The 18,205-nt window shown below is 36.5% G+C and carries 14 protein-coding genes; 8 read left to right on the top strand and 6 right to left on the bottom strand.

Annotated elements, in window-relative coordinates; translation table 11 throughout:
• Positions 1-11 precede the first annotated feature (11 nt).
• Positions 12-359, bottom strand: coding sequence for a Na-translocating system protein MpsC family protein (locus tag LS41612_RS15985; RefSeq protein ID WP_024362400.1), 348 nt, complete (start codon positions 357-359; stop codon positions 12-14).
• 570 nt (positions 360-929) lie between these two features.
• Here LS41612_RS15985 and fdhF point away from each other — a divergent pair.
• Genes fdhF through LS41612_RS16000 form a run of 3 tightly spaced genes read left to right on the top strand, consistent with a single transcriptional unit; the run spans position 930 to position 5,409 of the window.
• The gene (gene fdhF, locus LS41612_RS15990) at positions 930-3,866 is read left to right on the top strand and encodes a formate dehydrogenase subunit alpha (protein ID WP_024362401.1); all 2,937 of its coding nucleotides are present in this window, start codon (positions 930-932) and stop codon (positions 3,864-3,866) included.
• Positions 3,867-3,870: 4 nt separating this feature from the next.
• Complete coding sequence (locus LS41612_RS15995; RefSeq protein ID WP_024362402.1) at positions 3,871-4,350, top strand: helical membrane plugin domain-containing protein; 480 nt, start codon at positions 3,871-3,873, stop codon at positions 4,348-4,350.
• A gap of 12 nt (positions 4,351-4,362) precedes the next feature.
• Positions 4,363-5,409, top strand: coding sequence for an Mrp/NBP35 family ATP-binding protein (locus LS41612_RS16000; RefSeq protein ID WP_024362403.1), 1,047 nt, complete (start codon positions 4,363-4,365; stop codon positions 5,407-5,409).
• A 49-nt stretch (positions 5,410-5,458) separates the two neighbouring features.
• Here the strand turns inward: LS41612_RS16000 and LS41612_RS16005 are convergent, their stop codons facing one another.
• From LS41612_RS16005 to LS41612_RS16015, 3 genes are all read right to left on the bottom strand, one after another.
• A complete protein-coding gene (locus LS41612_RS16005; RefSeq protein ID WP_024362404.1) occupies positions 5,459-5,749 on the bottom strand; it encodes a hypothetical protein in 291 nt (96 codons plus the stop codon).
• A gap of 115 nt (positions 5,750-5,864) precedes the next feature.
• Positions 5,865-6,995 carry a CamS family sex pheromone protein gene (locus LS41612_RS16010; RefSeq protein ID WP_029747201.1) on the bottom strand — a complete coding sequence of 377 codons (1,131 nt, stop codon included), beginning with the start codon at positions 6,993-6,995 and terminating at the stop codon, positions 5,865-5,867.
• 192 nt (positions 6,996-7,187) lie between these two features.
• Complete coding sequence (locus LS41612_RS16015) at positions 7,188-7,400, bottom strand: DUF3955 domain-containing protein (RefSeq protein ID WP_024362406.1); 213 nt, start codon at positions 7,398-7,400, stop codon at positions 7,188-7,190.
• A gap of 226 nt (positions 7,401-7,626) precedes the next feature.
• On the opposite strand from LS41612_RS16015, the gene LS41612_RS16020 reads away from it, so the two are divergent.
• The 5 genes from LS41612_RS16020 (at position 7,627) to LS41612_RS16040 (ending at position 12,384) form a co-directional block, all read left to right on the top strand.
• A complete protein-coding gene (locus LS41612_RS16020) occupies positions 7,627-8,076 on the top strand; it encodes a hypothetical protein (RefSeq protein WP_024362407.1) in 450 nt (149 codons plus the stop codon).
• Positions 8,077-8,231: 155 nt separating this feature from the next.
• On the top strand, positions 8,232-9,755 hold the full coding sequence (locus LS41612_RS16025; RefSeq protein WP_051147728.1) for a spore germination protein: 1,524 nt from the start codon (positions 8,232-8,234) through the stop codon (positions 9,753-9,755).
• Positions 9,756-9,783: 28 nt separating this feature from the next.
• Entirely contained in the window at positions 9,784-10,971 is a 1,188-nt protein-coding gene (locus LS41612_RS16030) for a Ger(x)C family spore germination protein (RefSeq protein WP_024362409.1), read from the top strand.
• A gap of 8 nt (positions 10,972-10,979) precedes the next feature.
• Positions 10,980-11,219: a hypothetical protein gene (locus LS41612_RS16035; protein ID WP_024362410.1), complete on the top strand. Its 240-nt coding sequence runs from the start codon at positions 10,980-10,982 to the stop codon at positions 11,217-11,219.
• A gap of 16 nt (positions 11,220-11,235) precedes the next feature.
• Positions 11,236-12,384 carry a GerAB/ArcD/ProY family transporter gene (locus LS41612_RS16040; protein WP_024362411.1) on the top strand — a complete coding sequence of 383 codons (1,149 nt, stop codon included), beginning with the start codon at positions 11,236-11,238 and terminating at the stop codon, positions 12,382-12,384.
• A gap of 158 nt (positions 12,385-12,542) precedes the next feature.
• On the opposite strand, the gene LS41612_RS16045 is transcribed toward LS41612_RS16040, so the two are convergent.
• Entirely contained in the window at positions 12,543-14,237 is a 1,695-nt protein-coding gene (locus LS41612_RS16045; RefSeq protein ID WP_024362412.1) for an FAD-dependent oxidoreductase, read from the bottom strand.
• A gap of 297 nt (positions 14,238-14,534) precedes the next feature.
• Positions 14,535-17,984, bottom strand: a complete 3,450-nt coding sequence (locus tag LS41612_RS16050) for a cadherin-like beta sandwich domain-containing protein (RefSeq protein ID WP_158694863.1) — start codon at positions 17,982-17,984, stop codon at positions 14,535-14,537.
• Positions 17,985-18,205: the final 221 nt, after the last annotated feature.

Consider the following 18,205-nt stretch of genomic DNA (forward strand, 5'->3'; position numbering starts at 1 on the left):
AGGCATCCCCTTTAGACACTGATATTCTTTTCAAAAACAAAGACGGAAATTGCAAAATCCTCTTCAATTTTAATATCTGAAAATAAGTGGAGCAATTTGCTGCCCATCAATTCTTCCATACCCTCTGGCGGTGATTGTACATATAAATCTTGAATCATAGTTGTCCTTGCAGCATGCACCATTTTTAGCCCTTCTGGTGTACTGGCAATAAATTTTTCCGTTGGTGTTATATTTCCATACAAAGTAGATACAGCCATATTCTCGACAAAAACTGTATGAATACGCTCTGGACCTTTACCAAATACTTCTTTTCTTAATTTACGTATCATATCATTAAATTCATGTATTTTTTTAGACATAGCAACGATTCTCCCATCGTAATAAAACTTTTTTAGTCAATTTAATATGACGGTCACCCTTACAGTTTGTTAATGATATAGCAACTTGAAAAAAATTAAAAGAGAAAATACTTTTTGATAACCATTATCATCTAATAATTTTTTATGATAAATATTGTTCATTTTGTAGAAAAAGGCTATAATTATTGTTATTCCAAATGGAGTTTATCTATTTTGATCCCTTTCTCACGATGTTGGAAAGTGGTTTTAATAGTTATATTCTATTGTTATTTAACATAAAAGTAGATTGAGTTTTTAGCAAGACCTGCTAAGAATTTTATCCACCATGAATGATTAGCATGTCTTGGACATGTAATTTCATGGTGGATTTTTTTATTTTACAAACCAAGACATGGAGTACTTGTTATGAACTAGACATTTAACTATTTCTAGGTAGATTAAAGACGAAGTGGGAATTACAATAATAACAAGACAATCAATTCAATCAACAACTCAATTCGTCATTCCCTTTTTGTCTTAAGCCGTAACAAGTTGTTTCATGAGTCTCAACGTGCAAAAGGAGGAAGTATCTTGACTCAAATTCTTATTAATGGGGTACCGTATGATGTCAAAGAAGGAGCTACAATACTTGATACCATTAATCAACATGACATTCCTCATCCACAGATTTGTCATGTGCCAGCTGTAGACCCAATCGAAACATGTGATACATGTATCGTGGAGGTAAACGGCCAATTAGTTCGTTCTTGCTCCACAAAGGCAGTAGAAGGCATGAATGTGTTATTAGCTTCTGACAAAGCTAAAGCGGCACAAACAGAAGCGATGGACCGTTTACTCGAAAACCATTTACTGTACTGTACAGTGTGTGATAATAACAACGGAAATTGCTCATTACACAATACAGCCGAATTAATGGAAATCGAACATCAAAAATATCCGTACAAACCAAAAGTTGAACCACATGAAGTAGACATGTCACACCCATTTTACCGATATGATCCGAACCAATGCATTGCATGCGGACAATGCGTAGAAGTTTGTCAAAATTTACAGGTAAACGAAACATTATCGCTCGATTGGGAGGCAGAAAGACCACGTGTAATTTGGGATAAAGGTGCTGCCATTAATGATTCTTCCTGTGTAAGCTGCGGACAATGTGTAACCGTTTGTCCTTGTAATGCTTTAATGGAAAAATCCATGCTTGGAGAGGCTGGATTTATGACGGGTTTAAAACAAGATATGTTAGATCCCATGATCCATTTGATTAAAGAAGTTGAACCAGGGTATAGCGGTATTTTTGCTGTTTCTGAAGTGGAAGCTGCCATGCGTAGTAAGCGCACGAAAAAAACAAAAACAGTTTGTACTTTCTGTGGTGTAGGTTGTTCATTCGAAGTTTGGACAAAAGACCGAAAAATTTTAAAAGTACAACCTTCTGATGGTCCGGTCAATGCCATTTCTACATGTGTAAAAGGAAAATTCGGTTGGGATTTCATCAATTCGGAAGAACGCATTACAAAACCACTTATTCGCAAAAATAATGAGTTTGTTGAATCTTCTTGGGATGAAGCGTTAGATTTAATCGCCACAAAACTTGGTGGCATTCAACAACAATATGGTCCAGGTTCTGTCGGTTTTATCTCTTCTTCTAAAGTTACAAATGAAGAAAATTACTTAATACAAAAAATGGCACGTCAATTATTTGCAACAAATGACGTCGACAATTGCTCTCGTTATTGTCAGTCTCCCGCTACGGACGGTTTATTACGTACAGTAGGTTTAGGCGGTGACGCTGGTACGATTCAAGATATTGCCAAAGCAGGCCTTGTCATTATTGTTGGTGCTAACCCAGCTGAAGGCCATCCTGTTTTAGCAACACGTGTGAAACGTGCCCACAAATTACATGGTCAAAAATTAATCGTTGCCGATATTCGTAAACATGAAATGGCTGAGCGTTCAGACATCTTTATGCATCCAAAACAAGGTACTGACCAAGTGTGGATTATGGCAGTTACCAAATATATCATCGATCAAGGATGGCATGACGAAGCCTTTATTCAAGACAATGTCCTGCATTTTGAAGATTTTAAACAAGTGCTTGCAACCTATACCCTTGATTACGCTCAAGATATGACCGGAATTAGCAAGGAAACATTGATTGAAGTTGCTGAAATGATTCGTGATGCAGACGGCACTTGTGTTCTTTGGGGTATGGGTGTCACGCAAAATACGGGAGGCTCTTATACATCAGCGGCTATTTCGAATTTACTATTAGCAACTGGTAACTATCGTCGTCCTGGAGCTGGGGCTTACCCGCTACGCGGTCACAATAATGTTCAAGGTGCCTGTGATATGGGGACATTACCAAATCTATTGCCTGGCTACCAAAAAGTGACCGATGATGAAGCACGAGCAAAATTTGAAAAAGCTTATGGTGTCCCTATTCAATCTCAACCAGGTCGAAATAATATGCAAATGTTAGATGCTATTATGGAAGGTAAAATGAAAGCGATGTATTTAGTGGGCGAGGATATGGCACTTGTTGACTGTAATGCCAACCATGTAGATGAGGTTCTTTCACAAATAGAATTTTTTGTTGTCCAAGATTGCTTCCTATCACGTACTGCCCAATATGCAGATGTGATTTTACCAGCAGCCCCTTCGCTTGAAAAAGAAGGCACATTCACGAATACAGAACGTCGTGTTCAGCGTCTTTATCAAGTTTTGCCAACACTCGGTGAGTCAAAAGCAGATTGGGAAATCCTTCAAGCAGTCGCACGTCGATTAGGAGCAGATTGGCAGTATAATCATCCAAGCGACATTTTCGATGAAATGGCGAGTCTATCTCCGCTATTCTCACAAGCCAACTATGATGTCTTAGCAGGCTGGGGTAGCTTCTGTTGGGGTAGTCATGATGGAAAAGATACACCATTATTATATGAAGACGGATTTAACTTCCCTGATAAAAAAGCACGTTTTGCTTTACATGATTGGGTGCAACCGATTGAATTTGAGGCACAATACGATTGTCATATTAATAACGGTCGTATGCTCGAGCACTTCCACGAAGGAAATCTAACAAATAAATCGAAAGGTATTCAATCAAAGGTACCTGAAATTTTCGTTGAAGTTTCACCACAATTGGCGAAAGAACGAGGCATTGAAGATGGCGCCCTACTCCGTTTAGTATCTCCATATGGCGCATTAAAGCTCAATGCATTAGTAACAGATCGCGTGCAAGGGAATGAATTATTTTTACCAATGAACTCTGTTAGCAAAGATTCAGCTATCAACTTCTTAACTGGTCCTGCAGCAGATATTAATACATCAACACCAGCCTACAAACAAACAAAAGTTCGAGTAGAAGTGCTAAAAGCAAAAGGCAAGACGCCGTTGCCACGCACTAACCCGCGCTATAAAAAGCGTCATCCTCAAAATGGTGTAGAGGTACAACGAAAATGGAATCGTCCTGGCTACGTTCACTTAACAACCCTAAACGAAAGAGAGTGAGAACATGGCTGAACCCATTACAAGCATAAAAAAACAACAAGTAACAGACGAACAGCTCAAGGAACAAAAATTAGATAATCTTAAACAACTACTTTCTGAGCAGGAAGAAGCGGTCAATCAAGTATTGCTTATTATGGCTGAATTAAATCATATCGGTGCACTAGAAGCCGCAATGAAACTACTAGAAGCCAAAGAAGAAGTGGCCCATATTGCGCTTGGACAACTAACACGAAAGCCTGTAACCAATATGATTAATAATTTAATGGGGGTTGCAGGAGCTTTGACAGAGCTCAAGCCGGAAACAACAGCGAAGCTTATTGAAGGCTTAAATTCAGGGGTAGAAGAAGCTAACAAAGCACTTGAATCCGATGACAAAGTTAGCGCCTTTAAACTTGTCAAAATGTTAAATGATCCAGATGTCAATCGCGCACTCAATTTTGGTGTTCATTTCTTAAAGGGACTTGGCAAAGGGTTAAAAGAATAAGGTGGTTCTAATATGTTAGTACAAGAAGATGTTATCAACGCATTACAACAAGTTCAAGATCCTGAGCTTCATCAGAGTATCGTCACATTGAATATGGTACGCAATATTCACATAAGCGGCACCCATCTATCACTGGATATTATGTTAACCATACCAGGCTGTCCGTTAAAAGCGAAAATTCAGCAAGATGTGGAGGAGGCACTACAAGCAATTGGTGCCTCCAGTGTTGCCGTTACCTTTGGTGTTATGACTGAACAGGAACGTCGTGCACTATCGTCCCTGCTACAAGCGAAAAATAGTAACGAACAAGGGATGCCAAACATGTTGCAGCTTCATTCAGGTGTGCAGTTTATTGCTATCACAAGTGGTAAAGGTGGCGTTGGGAAGTCGACAGTGACCATTAATTTAGCGGTCGCTCTTGCTCGTCTTGGCAAACGTGTAGGCATACTAGATGCTGATATTTACGGCTTCAGCATTCCTGCAATGATGAACATTGAGCAAAAACCTATTATGCTTGACCAAACAGTAATACCAGTTGAAAGTCATGGGGTTAAATTAATGTCAATGGGCTTTTTCACCAATGGGAACCAGCCTGTTATGTGGCGTGGACCAATGCTCAACAAATGGATTCGCAATTTCCTTGTCAACACCGTATGGGGAGAGTTGGATTTTCTGCTAATTGATTTACCACCAGGAACTGGGGATGTGGCGATTGATATGGCCGCGATGATTCCACAAGCACAAGAAATTATCGTAACGACACCGCATTTGGCCGCTTCTCACGTCGCATCCCGTGCAGGCTTAATGGCTCAACATACGAAACATTCCATTCTTGGTGTAGTTGAAAACATGGCTTATTTTGAAGGGGCAGATGGTCAAAAAAACTATCTATTCGGACAAGGTGGAGCCGAACATTTGGCAAAATTACTCCAAACTGAAGTGATTGCCCGTATTCCTTTCGCCCAGCCTGAAGAAAATACAGGTTCCTCCATATATGATGAAGAAACAGTGATTGGCGAAATCTTTACTCATCTAGCAGAAGATTTACTATATCAATAAAACAACAATCCCTTGATTTGCTTATTCACAAATCAAGGGATTTTCATTGCTACAAATAACCCGCTTTTTTTAACACTTGTATGAAATAAAAACGATACGTATTTTGGACAAATGTATCTAAAGGTAACCCTACATGCACCTGATACTTTGTAAAAATAAAATAAAAGCGTTTATCCCATTTTAAACGTAATAACGCTCCTGCCTCTTCACCATATTTCGCTGTAAATTCTCCAATCAAAGGCTCAATTATGTTGTAACAATAGCTTTTTAAATGTGCTAATGCTTCAATATCTTGATCCCTTTGAAAGCGTATAATCCAATCTACTAATTGCTCATTCATGTTGTCTAAATGCCATCCTTCAATATAGAGTTTCTTCCTATTTAAATGATACTCCATATTAACGCAATTGATAAGCGAATAATTTTCAGAATTGTTTGGGTGCCTGTCACTAAAACTAAATCGGGGTAGCAAATATTTGTTTTTCTTTTGGATCCCATAGAACAATGCCGATATCTTGGTTTTGATCGATAATACGAATCGACACAGGCACATAGTCAAATAAAATAGTATTTAGTTTTGTCCCTATAAACTGTAAAAGCCCAATCAGTTCGGTATCGTTTATTAAAGGGGCATGTACCTCTATTTTTATATCTGCTAGCTTGCCATTTTCATATCGCAACTTTCCAATTATTTTAGGATTTAAATGTTTGAAATTCTGTTGTATATCTTCCTTAAACTTTAATAATTGATTATATGTATCTTGATCTAAACTATATAAGGCATCAGAAGGAAACGTATAGTCTTTTTTATCAATGTCATTCCATTTATCTATTTTCTCCTTCCCCTCTGCAATATAAGTATCAGCTAAAAAAACACCTGGAATAATATCGTTTTTATTGGACTCTTGATATAACGTTAAATAGATTGGAACATTAGGTATTGTGGCATTTTTCCTTAGGTCTTTTATGATGCTTTCAGCCACTTTTTTGCCATACTCAGCAACATCATTCACATCATTATCAGTATTATCTACTTTCACTTGCCCTGTATATATCAAGCCTTTATCGTCGGATACCCGAATATCATAAAATTCATTTAACGATATAGCTAAAGACATTCCTTCTATTTTCCCGCTTTTTTTGTTAATAAAATTTTGCTCTAACACATGTGATAATATTAGCGGATTCATTTTTTCATCCTCTAAAACATTGCCCGTACTATTTTCGATAGCTGGATTTAACCCTAAACCTTCTTCAGTTTTTCTAGCTAACCATTGATTTATAATATTTTTATCTAAATATTGTCCTTCTTGCATATAAAAACTCTTGGGAGAAAAATGGTCAACTGATAAATTCATGAGCCCTTTTTCGATTTCATTGATATTGATTGAATTGTTCATGTGACCAACAATTAGCCCTCTTGAAACGTTCGATTTGGCAGGCTGTTTAATTTCATAAATTTCCTTCTTTTGAATTGAAGAAATATACATTTTTTCTTCTTTCGTATTTACATCGTCATTATCACTACAAGCAGCTAAAAAAAACAAAGGGGATAACCAAATTAGCGCACTCTTTTTTATATCCATTTCTTTTTGCTCCTTAATCATTGTCATTTCAGGCAATTCTCTACAAATAATTCCACACCTAATATTACCATAAATTGTACAAAGATAGGTTAACGCCATAAATAACCTTTACCTGATTAACTGCCCTCTTATTCTATTTTTACACCATACAAAAAACCCTGTAATAAAACAGGGCTTTTAATGAATTCATAATCAAACATGTCTTGTTTTTTGGATTAACGACAACAATACTACCCCTACTACACAAATGCAGCCAATAAATAACAACAAAAACCCTATTGGAATTAAAAAGAACGGTTCCTCTAATGTACCATCAGGTGCAACACTACTCCCCTTTATCATAAAGATTAAAAAGCTGATGACTCCTAAAACAATTGGTGTTGAAGCTAACACATATTTCTTCATTTCTTTGTCCCTCCATATAAATAATTTTTGATTCAGTGTTTTAATTTAGCACCAAATCCCTTGCTATCCTGTTGCTATCATAAACGAATCATTTAACCTAAGTCAATTATTTTTTATCGTAAATCGATAAATTTTTATTCTTTAATACGTTCTTTTATTTTTGACTTTTAAAATCTAATATTATAAAATAACCAAAAATCTTATATAAATATGGAAGGGTGTTTTTATGAACTATGAGGATTTAATGCAGCGAGAAGGTTATTTATTTTTAGATAAGATAACAGAGCCTGGAACAAACGCTTTAAGGATTTCGATTAATAGAGCTGCTATCAGTTCAAAAAGCGAGGATGTCAACATTCATGAATTTCAATTACATGATGCCTATCCTATTGAAATTGATAAGACATTACCACAAATCCATATCGAATTCGATTCGTATGTAGCGTACACTGTTTTTGATGAGTCATTCCACTTTGTCAATAACGAAGATGAATTTCGAGGTCATGCCATACGCATATTTACAAAATCCGCCTATTTAGATTTTGTATGTAAAACAACGATTGCACAGGAAATATATTCTTATAAAGAATTAATCCACTATCAGATTGTTTGTCTAGACCATATAGTAGATATTGTTTCCTTCGAACAACCTAGCATTTGGACAAGCGAAAAATAGATTTCAAAACAGACAATCATCATATGTCTGTTTTTTTATTTTCTATTCATTTCATTGATTTTAGAGAATTTATGAAACAGCAATTCTATTATTTGGTATAAACACGCTATCATTTGCATATTCTATTAAATAGAAAACTAAAGGAGGACACTGTAGTGAGTAATGCCGAAAATGATAATCTCTTAGAAAATAAAACGATTACATCTCTTTCTACATCTCTCCTAGAAAATATTAAGACCATTAAAAACTCACTAGGTAATAGCAATGATATTATTATCCGTGAATTTTTAGTTGGCAAACCGGTGGAGATACCAATCGCTATTATTTATACGGATGGTCTGGCAGATAATACCTCGATTAACGACTTTGTCTTAGAGTCTATTATTTCTAATTTTGAAGTGACATCTGAAACTACTTTGCAAGAAATTGCGATTCGATTAAAAGCTTATTGCATAACCGTTGGCAGTATAAAAGATATTGCGGACTTTTCATCATTGTTAAATGCTATTTTAAGTGGCGAAACTATTTTATTAATAGATGGGCTTGCTATCGGTATTTCAACAAGTACTAAACGAGTCAAAGATAGGGCGATAACAGAGCCCGTTACAGAAGCTGTTATTAGGGGGCCTAGAGAATCATTCACCGAAACTTTACGAACGAATACAGCTTTAATTCGACGGAAAATAAAAAGCCCTAATCTATGGATAAAATCAAGAGTGATAGGTGAGGTTACACAAACAGAAATCGCCGTTATGTATATAAACGGCATAGCCAATGAAAAAATAGTGAAGGAAGTACTGCATCGATTAGATCAGATTGATATTGATGGTATTTTAGAGAGTGGTTACATTGAACAATTAATTCAGGATACAAAGTTTACTTTATTTCCTACTATCTACAATTCCGAAAGACCAGATGTTATAGCTGGAGAATTACTAGAAGGAAAGATTGCGATTCTAGTGGATGGTACACCTTTTGTTTTAATTGTACCTGCTTTATTCACTTCCTTTTTGCAATCAGCAGAAGATTATTATCAGAGCGCATTTGTTAGTTCGTTCATCCGTCTTATTCGATTTATAGGGATTAGTTTGGCATTAGTTGCGCCATCTCTTTATATTTCTTTAACGACCTTTCATCAAGAAATGCTACCAACATCGCTACTAATTAGTATTTATGCGCAGCGAGAAGGCGTTCCATTCCCTGCTTTTGTTGAAGCTTTAATAATGGAAATCGCCTTTGAAGTTTTAAGAGAAGCTGGTTTGAGGATGCCGCGAATGATTGGATCAGCCATTTCGATAGTCGGCACACTTATTATTGGACAAGCAGCCGTTGAGGCCGGCATTGTGTCCGCAGCAATGGTCATTATTGTTGCTTTAACAGCTATTTGTAGTTTTCTGTTCCCGGCATATGGTCTTTCCAATTCAATTCGTATTTTACGCTTCCCATTAATGGGCTTGGCAGCGATGTTCGGGCTGTTTGGCATATTTATTGGAATTATGCTATTAATTATTCATTTATGTAGCTTACGTTCTTTTGGCGTTCCATATATGAGCCCATTTGCCCCTTTAATACCGAAGGATCAAAAAGATGCTTTAATTGTTTTACCGCGTGGTTCTTTACTAACACGTCCGCGACTCATTAGTCAAATTAATAATGTAAGAGGACGAAAAAATCGCTAATCACTATTTGGTTAAATGAGGGTACCTAATGAAGAAGACCATACTAATAATTTCATTAATCTTTCTAATTTCAATTCTTAGTGGTTGTTGGAGTAAACGTGAATTAAATGATTTGGCACTTGTTGCTGCTCTAGGTATAGACTTTGTTGATGATGAATATGCCATTTCTGTACAAGTAATTGATCCTAGTCAAATCTCTTCCAAGCAGTCGTCATCTAGACAAGCACCAGTCGTTACTTATCACGCGAAAGGAAAAACTGTCTTTGAAGCCATTCGAAAAATATTAGCCTTGTCTCCAAGAAAATTATATTTTGCGCATATACAATTAGTTGTACTTGGAGAGGACTTAGCTGTAGACGGCATACGAGATTCTATTGATTTTCTAGCAAGAGATCAGGAGATACGAAACGATTTTACGATTATCGTTTCGCAGCAAGCAACAGCCAAAGATATTTTAAATGTCTTAACCCCAATAGAAAAAATACCAGCAAAAAAAATGTTAAATTCGCTTACCGTTACCCAAGATGCATGGGGCTCTACTTTAGAAGTCGATGTTGAAGACTTAGTAACAAAATTAGGAGTAGGAAATCAATATTTTGTTCTATCAGCTATTGAAATTCAAGGAGATAAAAGTTTAGGCATTGACCAAACAAACGTAGAAAGAATTGAAACACCTGTAAAACTTAAGTTTACTGGCCTTGCCATTTTTAAAGAAGATAAATTAATCGGTTATCTCGATGAGTACGACAGTAAAAGTTTTAATTACTTAAACGATAATATAAAATCAACTATTGAAATTATTGCATGCCCTTCTGATGGTGTGTTAACAACTGAAATTACGCAATCCAAAACAACAACAAAGGGAGCAATGAAGAACGGTTCACCTACTATCAACGTTAGTATCGACATTGTCCAAAATGTTGCAGAAGTTAAATGTGACATCAATTTAACAGAATTGACCACGATTGATTGGATTAATCGTCAAACCGAGTTATCTATCAAAAAGAATATTGATGAATCGCTGCATGTTCTCCAAGAAAAATATAACGCAGATGTTCTCGGTTTTGGAGAAGCGATTCATCGTGCTGACCCTAAAGAATGGAAAAAAATTAAAAAAGATTGGCATACCATTTATCCTAATGTTGAAGTAAATGTCAAGGTAAACGTCAATACGCAAGGTTCAGGAACGATGCAAAATTCAAAATTAAAGGAGTAAAAAACACTATGTTCATTGCTCTAGGCATATTAGTGATTTCACTTGCTATTGTTTTGGTCGAACGTCCTAAATTAAAAAAGGAAGGAAAAAAGCTAATTTGGACATTTTCCATTTTTTTAGTCATAGGGACATCCTTAAACATTGCTATCAGTTTGCAAACTTTTATTCCTAGCCCACTGGACGCAATTATGTATATTTTTCATCCAATTAGTGACTTTCTAAAAGAAGCATTACTAAATAAAAAATAACAAATAAGAGGCTATTATGAAAAAACAATTGATAAGCTCCCGTCAATTCACAATCATTGTTATCCTTTATACAGCTGGAACAGGAGTACTAATAATACCTGCAAGTATTGCCTTAGAAGTAAAGCAAGATGCTTGGATTGTAGCAATAATCGGCACTCTATTAAGTTTATTATTAATAAAGCTATTTATTATGTTATCAAATAAAATGGCGGATCTTTCTCTTGTAGAAGTAACAGAAAAGTTTCTAGGAAAATTTATCGGGAAAGTTGTTTCTATCGGATTTGTACTGTTAACTCTTTTTTCATCCGGTGAGTTACTATATTTCATTGGTAATTTCCTACAAACAGAGGTGATGCCTGAAACACCTCCAGTCGTATTTGCTATACTTTTTTGCTGTATTATTTTATTTGCTGCATATCAAGGGATTGAAGTATTTGCACGTACTTTAGAGATTCTATTTCCTGCCTTTTTATTGGTATTTATGATTTTCTTGTTCTTTGTTTCACCCCAAATAGAAATAAAACATGTGCAACCAGTTTTTGAAGTGTCCTTTCAACCATTTATCTATAGCATTATACATTTTATGGGGCTATTTTCTTTTCCATTAATCGTACTATTAATGATTTTTCCTTCAGTAATCAACAACCTACAATCAGGTAAAAAAGGATTTTATATAGGCACATTAATGGGAGGATTTATTATTACTTCCTTTATAGCCTTATCAATACTCGTATTAGGCGTTACCAATACCACTATCAGAACATTTCCTAGTTATACATTGGCACAAAAAATTTCTGTAGGGAAATTTTTGCAGCGCATTGAAATTATTATGGCATTTATGTGGATGGTCACAATATTTGTACGAGCGTTTATGTATTATTATGCTTCTTTAATTGGCATTAGCCAAATACTGAAACTAAAGGATCATCGACCATTAATTTTGCCACTTGGCATGATCTCAATAGCACTCTCTCAAATTGTTCATGCAAATATTATTCATTCCGATAAATACAACCAACAAACATGGCCACTTGCTATCGCTGTTTTTTCTATTTTTCTACCCATCATCTTGCTATTGATAGCGATGTTCAAAAGGTCAAAAAATAAGAAAAAAATTGACCCAGCTATGAACGATGGTGAAACGCCTCCTAATGCATCATCATAAGGCTCAATTTAACACTAAGAGAAACGCAAAAAAATCAAAAAGCCCTTCTGTATAATACAGAAGGGCTCCATGTAATTTTAGGACCTTAAACGCTATCCAATGCATATCTCAAACAAAGTATTATTCACGAAAACTTCTATGCCTTACTTCTACAACTATTATTTAAAATTATATTGTGTAACAATTGGCTCACGGTTTAGTTGTTGATCTTTAAAATACTCATACAAGCTAATTCCTAAAAATGAGCCCGAGATATTGTAAACTTGATCATAACCATTATGCTCTAGCACCATTACCGCATTGTAACTACGTTGTGCAGAACGACAATGGACATAGACAGGTACGTCCTTTGGAATTTCATGCATACGCTCACGTAATTGACTTAATGGAATGTTTTTTGCACCCTTGATTGCACCATTTGCAAATTCATTAGGCTCACGTACATCAATTATAACTGCGCCTGACTCGACTAATTGGCGTACTTCACTGACACGCACTTGCTTAAAACGACCTGCCATAATATTTGTTGCGACAAGAGCCGCTAAATTGACGACATCTTTCGCGGTTGAAAACATTGGTGAATATGAAAGCTCTAGCTCTTTTAAATCTTCAATTGTCCCATTCATTGTCATCAATGTCGCAATGACATCGATTCGTTTATCTGCATTCCCCTTACCAATCGCCTGTGCGCCAACAATTCGTCCAGTTGGTACTTCATAAATTAATTTAAAATGAAGTGGATTACTTGTAGGCATCAGCCCAACTTTATCTGGCGCAATGATATACACGGCATCAACTGGTAACCCCATTTGCTTTGCTGTCCGCTCATTCAATCCTGTTGCAGCTGCTGCATAATCAAAAACTTGAATACTCGATGAACCTATAACACCTTTATTAGCCGAAGTTATTCCATATATATGATCCGCAGCTGCACGAGCTTGCTTTTGTGCAGGCCCAGCTAATGCTAAACGAGTCGCTTTATTCATCAAGCGATGATACACTTCTATGGCATCTCCAATAGCATAAATGCTCGGGTCATTCGTTTGATAATTTTGATTTACTTTAATGGCACCAGTTGCACCAATCTCTAGTCCTGCCTCTACTGCTAATGTTGTTTCTGGACGAACCCCAATCGCTAAAACAACAATGTCAGCATCCATTGTTTTTCCTGAATTTAATGTAATAGAGTCTGTCGTAATTTCTGCTAAACCATCCCCTACAATCAAGTTCACACCATGATCTAATAACTCTTTGTGTAAAATTTGAACCATATCTTCATCAAATGGTGTTAAAATTTGTGGGGCAAATTCCACTAAAGTAACACCGCGTCCAGCTAAGCGGAGGTTTTCAGCTACCTCTACACCAATAAATCCGCCACCAATAACTGCAATATTTTGAGCATCTTTTTTAACAATTGCTTGTTGTAATTGTTCAATATCTACTACATTTCGCACAGTGAACACATGTGGTAAATCCGTACCTTGAAGATTTGGAACAATCGGGCTAGCTCCTGGAGATAAAATTAACTCATCATATACTTCTGTTGATAGCTCTCCTGTTTGTGTACTTCTAATCGTTACTGACTTTTCATGACGATTAATGGCAATCACTTCACTATTTACACGTGCATCAATTTTATATTTTGATTCAAAAGACTCCGGTGTCATCATTAATAAACGTTTACTATCTTCTACAACACCGCTTAAATAAAATGGTAAAGAACAATTTGAAAACGATACATGAGGCCCTTTTTCAAACATGATAATTTCAGCTTGCTCGTCTAACCGTCTAATTCTCGCCGCAGCAGAAGCGCCTCCAGCAACTCCACCAATAATAATAATCTTCTTCATCAAAATCCCCTCCAAAAAATATGTAGAATACAATACATGTAATTGATTAGCACTTTCACAATACACTATATACCCACAGGGGTATATAGTCAACTAAAAATTTACCAAATTAAAGGAGCATTAGAAAAACTTTCGATTTTGCTTCACAAAAGCAACATCACAAATTTCGTCATGCACGTCATATAAAGTAACAATATATTGCTTCTTTCCATACTTTAAAACGCTAAATTTAGCGTCTCCCACAAACAGAAATGCTCAAAGGGCGTAAAGCACTGGAAATGCTTCACGCCCTTAAAAGATTTATTGCTGCATCGCTCGATATAAAAAAGCTGCTAATTGTGCTCTTGTCACAAAAGCTTCAGGTCGGAACTTACCATTATCACCTAATGCAATTCCTACTCGTTCTAATGCCCCAATATACCCCGCACTCCAATGACTACTATCTACATCTGTAAATGAACTTGTAGTTTGTGGTTGGAGTTGTAATGTATTCGCTAATATTTTCGCCAATTGGGCACGTGTAAGATGGTCAGTTGGATGAAAGGCTCCATCAATCCCGTCTATAATACCCGCCTGCTGTAAGATCGTAATCTCATGATAATACGGATGATGTGGTGCTACATCTAAGAAAGCTATTGATAGACGACTCGCCTCAAATGTAAATGCACGTGTCAAGAGGACCGCTACGTGCTGGCGACTTATCGTCTCATTTGGACGGAAAGTACCATCCTTATAGCCTGTAATGACCCCTTGCGTCGCCAATGCCTCAATTATTTCCTGTGCCCAATGGTTTTCAATATCTTGGAAAGTCACGATTGGTAGCAATGGCTGTGGTGTTTTGGGTGGCTGTGAATCTTTTGACGATTCTGCTTCTTCCTCTGGTAAGGCTGTCCATTTCGCATAGAGCGTTAAACTTTCTTTCACCAGCGTCCCTTTATCCCACGGTTTCGTTAATTCCTTATCTTGATACCAACCAGCAAAACGGAAATCTTCTCTTGTCGGTATAGGTAAATTACTTAGTTTAGTGTTATAAATTACCTCCATAGGTTCTATGACTGTTCCTCCATTTGTATGAAATATAATATTCACAGGTGTTGATGGTGAATAATCATTGTTGTTTACTGGCTCTTGTATAGGTGCTGGACTCGGTGTTGGTTCATTACTAGATACAACCTGCTCAACCGTGATTTGAGCGGTTGCTGTCCTACTACCGTCTATTGTTGTTACTATAATATCTGCTACTCCTGCCGATTTTGGTGTGACCATTCCATTTTGATCTACAGTAGCAACAGTTGGGTTACTACTTCTCCAACTCACATTCTGATTACCTGCATTTGCTGGAAATATCGTTGCAGTCAATGCTACTGGGCTACCACCTACCTGTAATTGTAAATTTGTTGGCTGCACTATTACACTCGTAACCGGGATAGAAGGTTCTTGTACAAGCAATGTATAGACACCCTGTTCACCGTTTTGAGCTGTAACAATAATGGGAATAGTCATTGTCTCTCCGGCTATTATAGTAATCGTATCAGTTGTAGTGGTTTTCCCATTAATCATCACACTTGCATTAACATTCGTTGGTAGTGCAGTCACTTGTATAGTTGAAGTAGCAAGATCTGGCTGAATTGTATACCTATTTATAGTTGGCTGGAAGCTTGGATTTAATATGCCTTGATCTACTATTAAGGTTTGCAATGTCACATCGCTAGATGGTGCGCGTGCTACTGTCAGAGTATATGTTTTTTGGGTTTTACCGTCTGGGGCTGTGACGACGATGGATACCGTTTTTGCTTGCCCTACTAAAAGTTCTATTGAATCCAACGCTGTATGCTTGCCATTAATAGTCACACTTGCTTCGCTATTTGTAGTAACGGCTTCCACATCAAGCATTGTCACATTATGTTCTACTTGTAATGTATAATTTTCTTCGTCTGCTTTAAAGACAGGACTTAGAATACCCTCGCTTACAGATAATCTCTGTAATGTCGCATCCTCTGACAATGCTCTCATAACCGTCAATGTGTATGTTTTTTGTGTTTTGCCATCTTGTGCTGTCACCACTATTGGAATTGTGGTTGGTTGTCCTGCCACCAATGTTATTGTTTCGGATGTTGTAACATTACCATTAATGGTCATACTTGCTTGGCTGTCGGTCGTACTTGCGGCAATATCTAGTGTTGTAACATCATTCCCTACTTGTACCATGTAGTTTTCTTCGTTTGCTGAGAAGGCAGGATTTAATGTACCTTCGCTTACAGTTAAATTCTTTAATGTCGCATCCTCTGACAATGCTCTCGTGACCGTCAATGTGTACGTTTTTTGTGTTTTGCCATCTTGTGCTGTCACCACTATTGGAATTGTGGTTTCTCCCACAACTAGCTCTACCGTTTCTGATGATGTTTTATTATTCACCGCTACCTTCGCTCCATCACTTGTTGGAGAAGTTGTAATTTGAATTGATGAAACAGCATGTTCTACCTGTACTGTATACATTTCTTGATTTGCCGAAAATGTTGGACTTAATGTACCTTGATTTATAGTCAAGCCTTTTAAGCTAGCATCGGTCGATGTTAATCTTACTATAGTAAGTGTGTATGTTTTTTTAGTATGACCATCTTGAGCTGTCACAACAATTGGAATTATATTTCTACCAACATCAAGATTGGCCTGATAACTCAAAGTGCCAGTAGATGATAGTTTCCCTTCTATATTAATTGCGGCTAGGGAATCAAAAGCTGTTGCTGTGATAGTTAACATAGAAACATCATTGCCTACAGTTACTTGATGATTCGGATGATTCGATAAAAGAGGTATTGTGAATGTACCTATCTTTAGACTACTTAAATTTGCATCGGAGGGTAAAGGAGTCATTTTTTGTACACGTTGATTTAATGCTTCCCCCTCTATGACGTATAAATTCCCTGCTGTATCTATTGCTAATTGGCTAGGATATATAAGTTTACCATCTAGTGAACTTTCAGCACCCCATTGAGCTAGATACTCTCCATCTGATGTAAACTTCTGTATTCTCCAATTATTCTTATCAGCAACATAAATATTCCCATTAGGATCTACTGCTATTCCTTCAGGTAAACTAAATTTATTTTTCCATCCATAAGATAAATCTGTGCCATCTGAACCTAGCTTTTTAACCCTATTGGAAAATGTATCCGTAATATACATATTTCCTGCCTTATCAAGTGCAATGTCAGCAGGATAACCCATTTGCCCAAACTGAGCTATATATGTTCCATCTGCAGTAAATTTTTGTATACGATTGTTTACAGAGTCCGCTACATAGACATTCCCCGTATCATCTATCGCGATGCCTCGAGGATATTTAAATTGTCCATTACCAGTGCCCTCGCTCCCCCACTGTTTTATCAATCTGCCATCTAAGTTCAATTTGTAAATGATATGTTCTATTCTACTTGATACATAGATATTACCAGAGGCATCATCCACTGCAATTCCTCCTAGTTGTTTGCCTGGATCACCAGTACAAAAACCTATAAGCTTTGTTCCATCCGCTTTAAATTTTCTTACACAAGTACTACCCGAATCTAAAACATAAATATTTCCATACTTATCTACTTCTATTCCCCCAGATATTCGAAGACCAGAAGTTTGTAATGTTAGTGGTTTAAACTTTCCAAGCTCCGAAGCCTCTACAGAAGATAAGGTTATTAGGAAAAAGTGTATAGCTATATATAGAAGTGCGAAAAATCTCAATTTCTTGAAACTCAACCTCATCATCTCCTGAATTTTATTATTTAAAAATATATAATCTAAATTATTCATCGATGCTCGCAAAACCTAAAGAAAAGCTGACAATGAATAGTTATTTATGATTTATCCTCGTCAGCTTTTCAGAGTAACCCTTCTCGTATTAACTCTATAATGTTCCTCAGAAATAATATCACTATCTATTTTTTTCTTATATTATTTGAAAGTAATATTAATCTATA

It is taken from the genome of Lysinibacillus sphaericus (assembly GCF_002982115.1).
GTDB lineage: Bacteria > Bacillota > Bacilli > Bacillales_A > Planococcaceae > Lysinibacillus > Lysinibacillus sphaericus.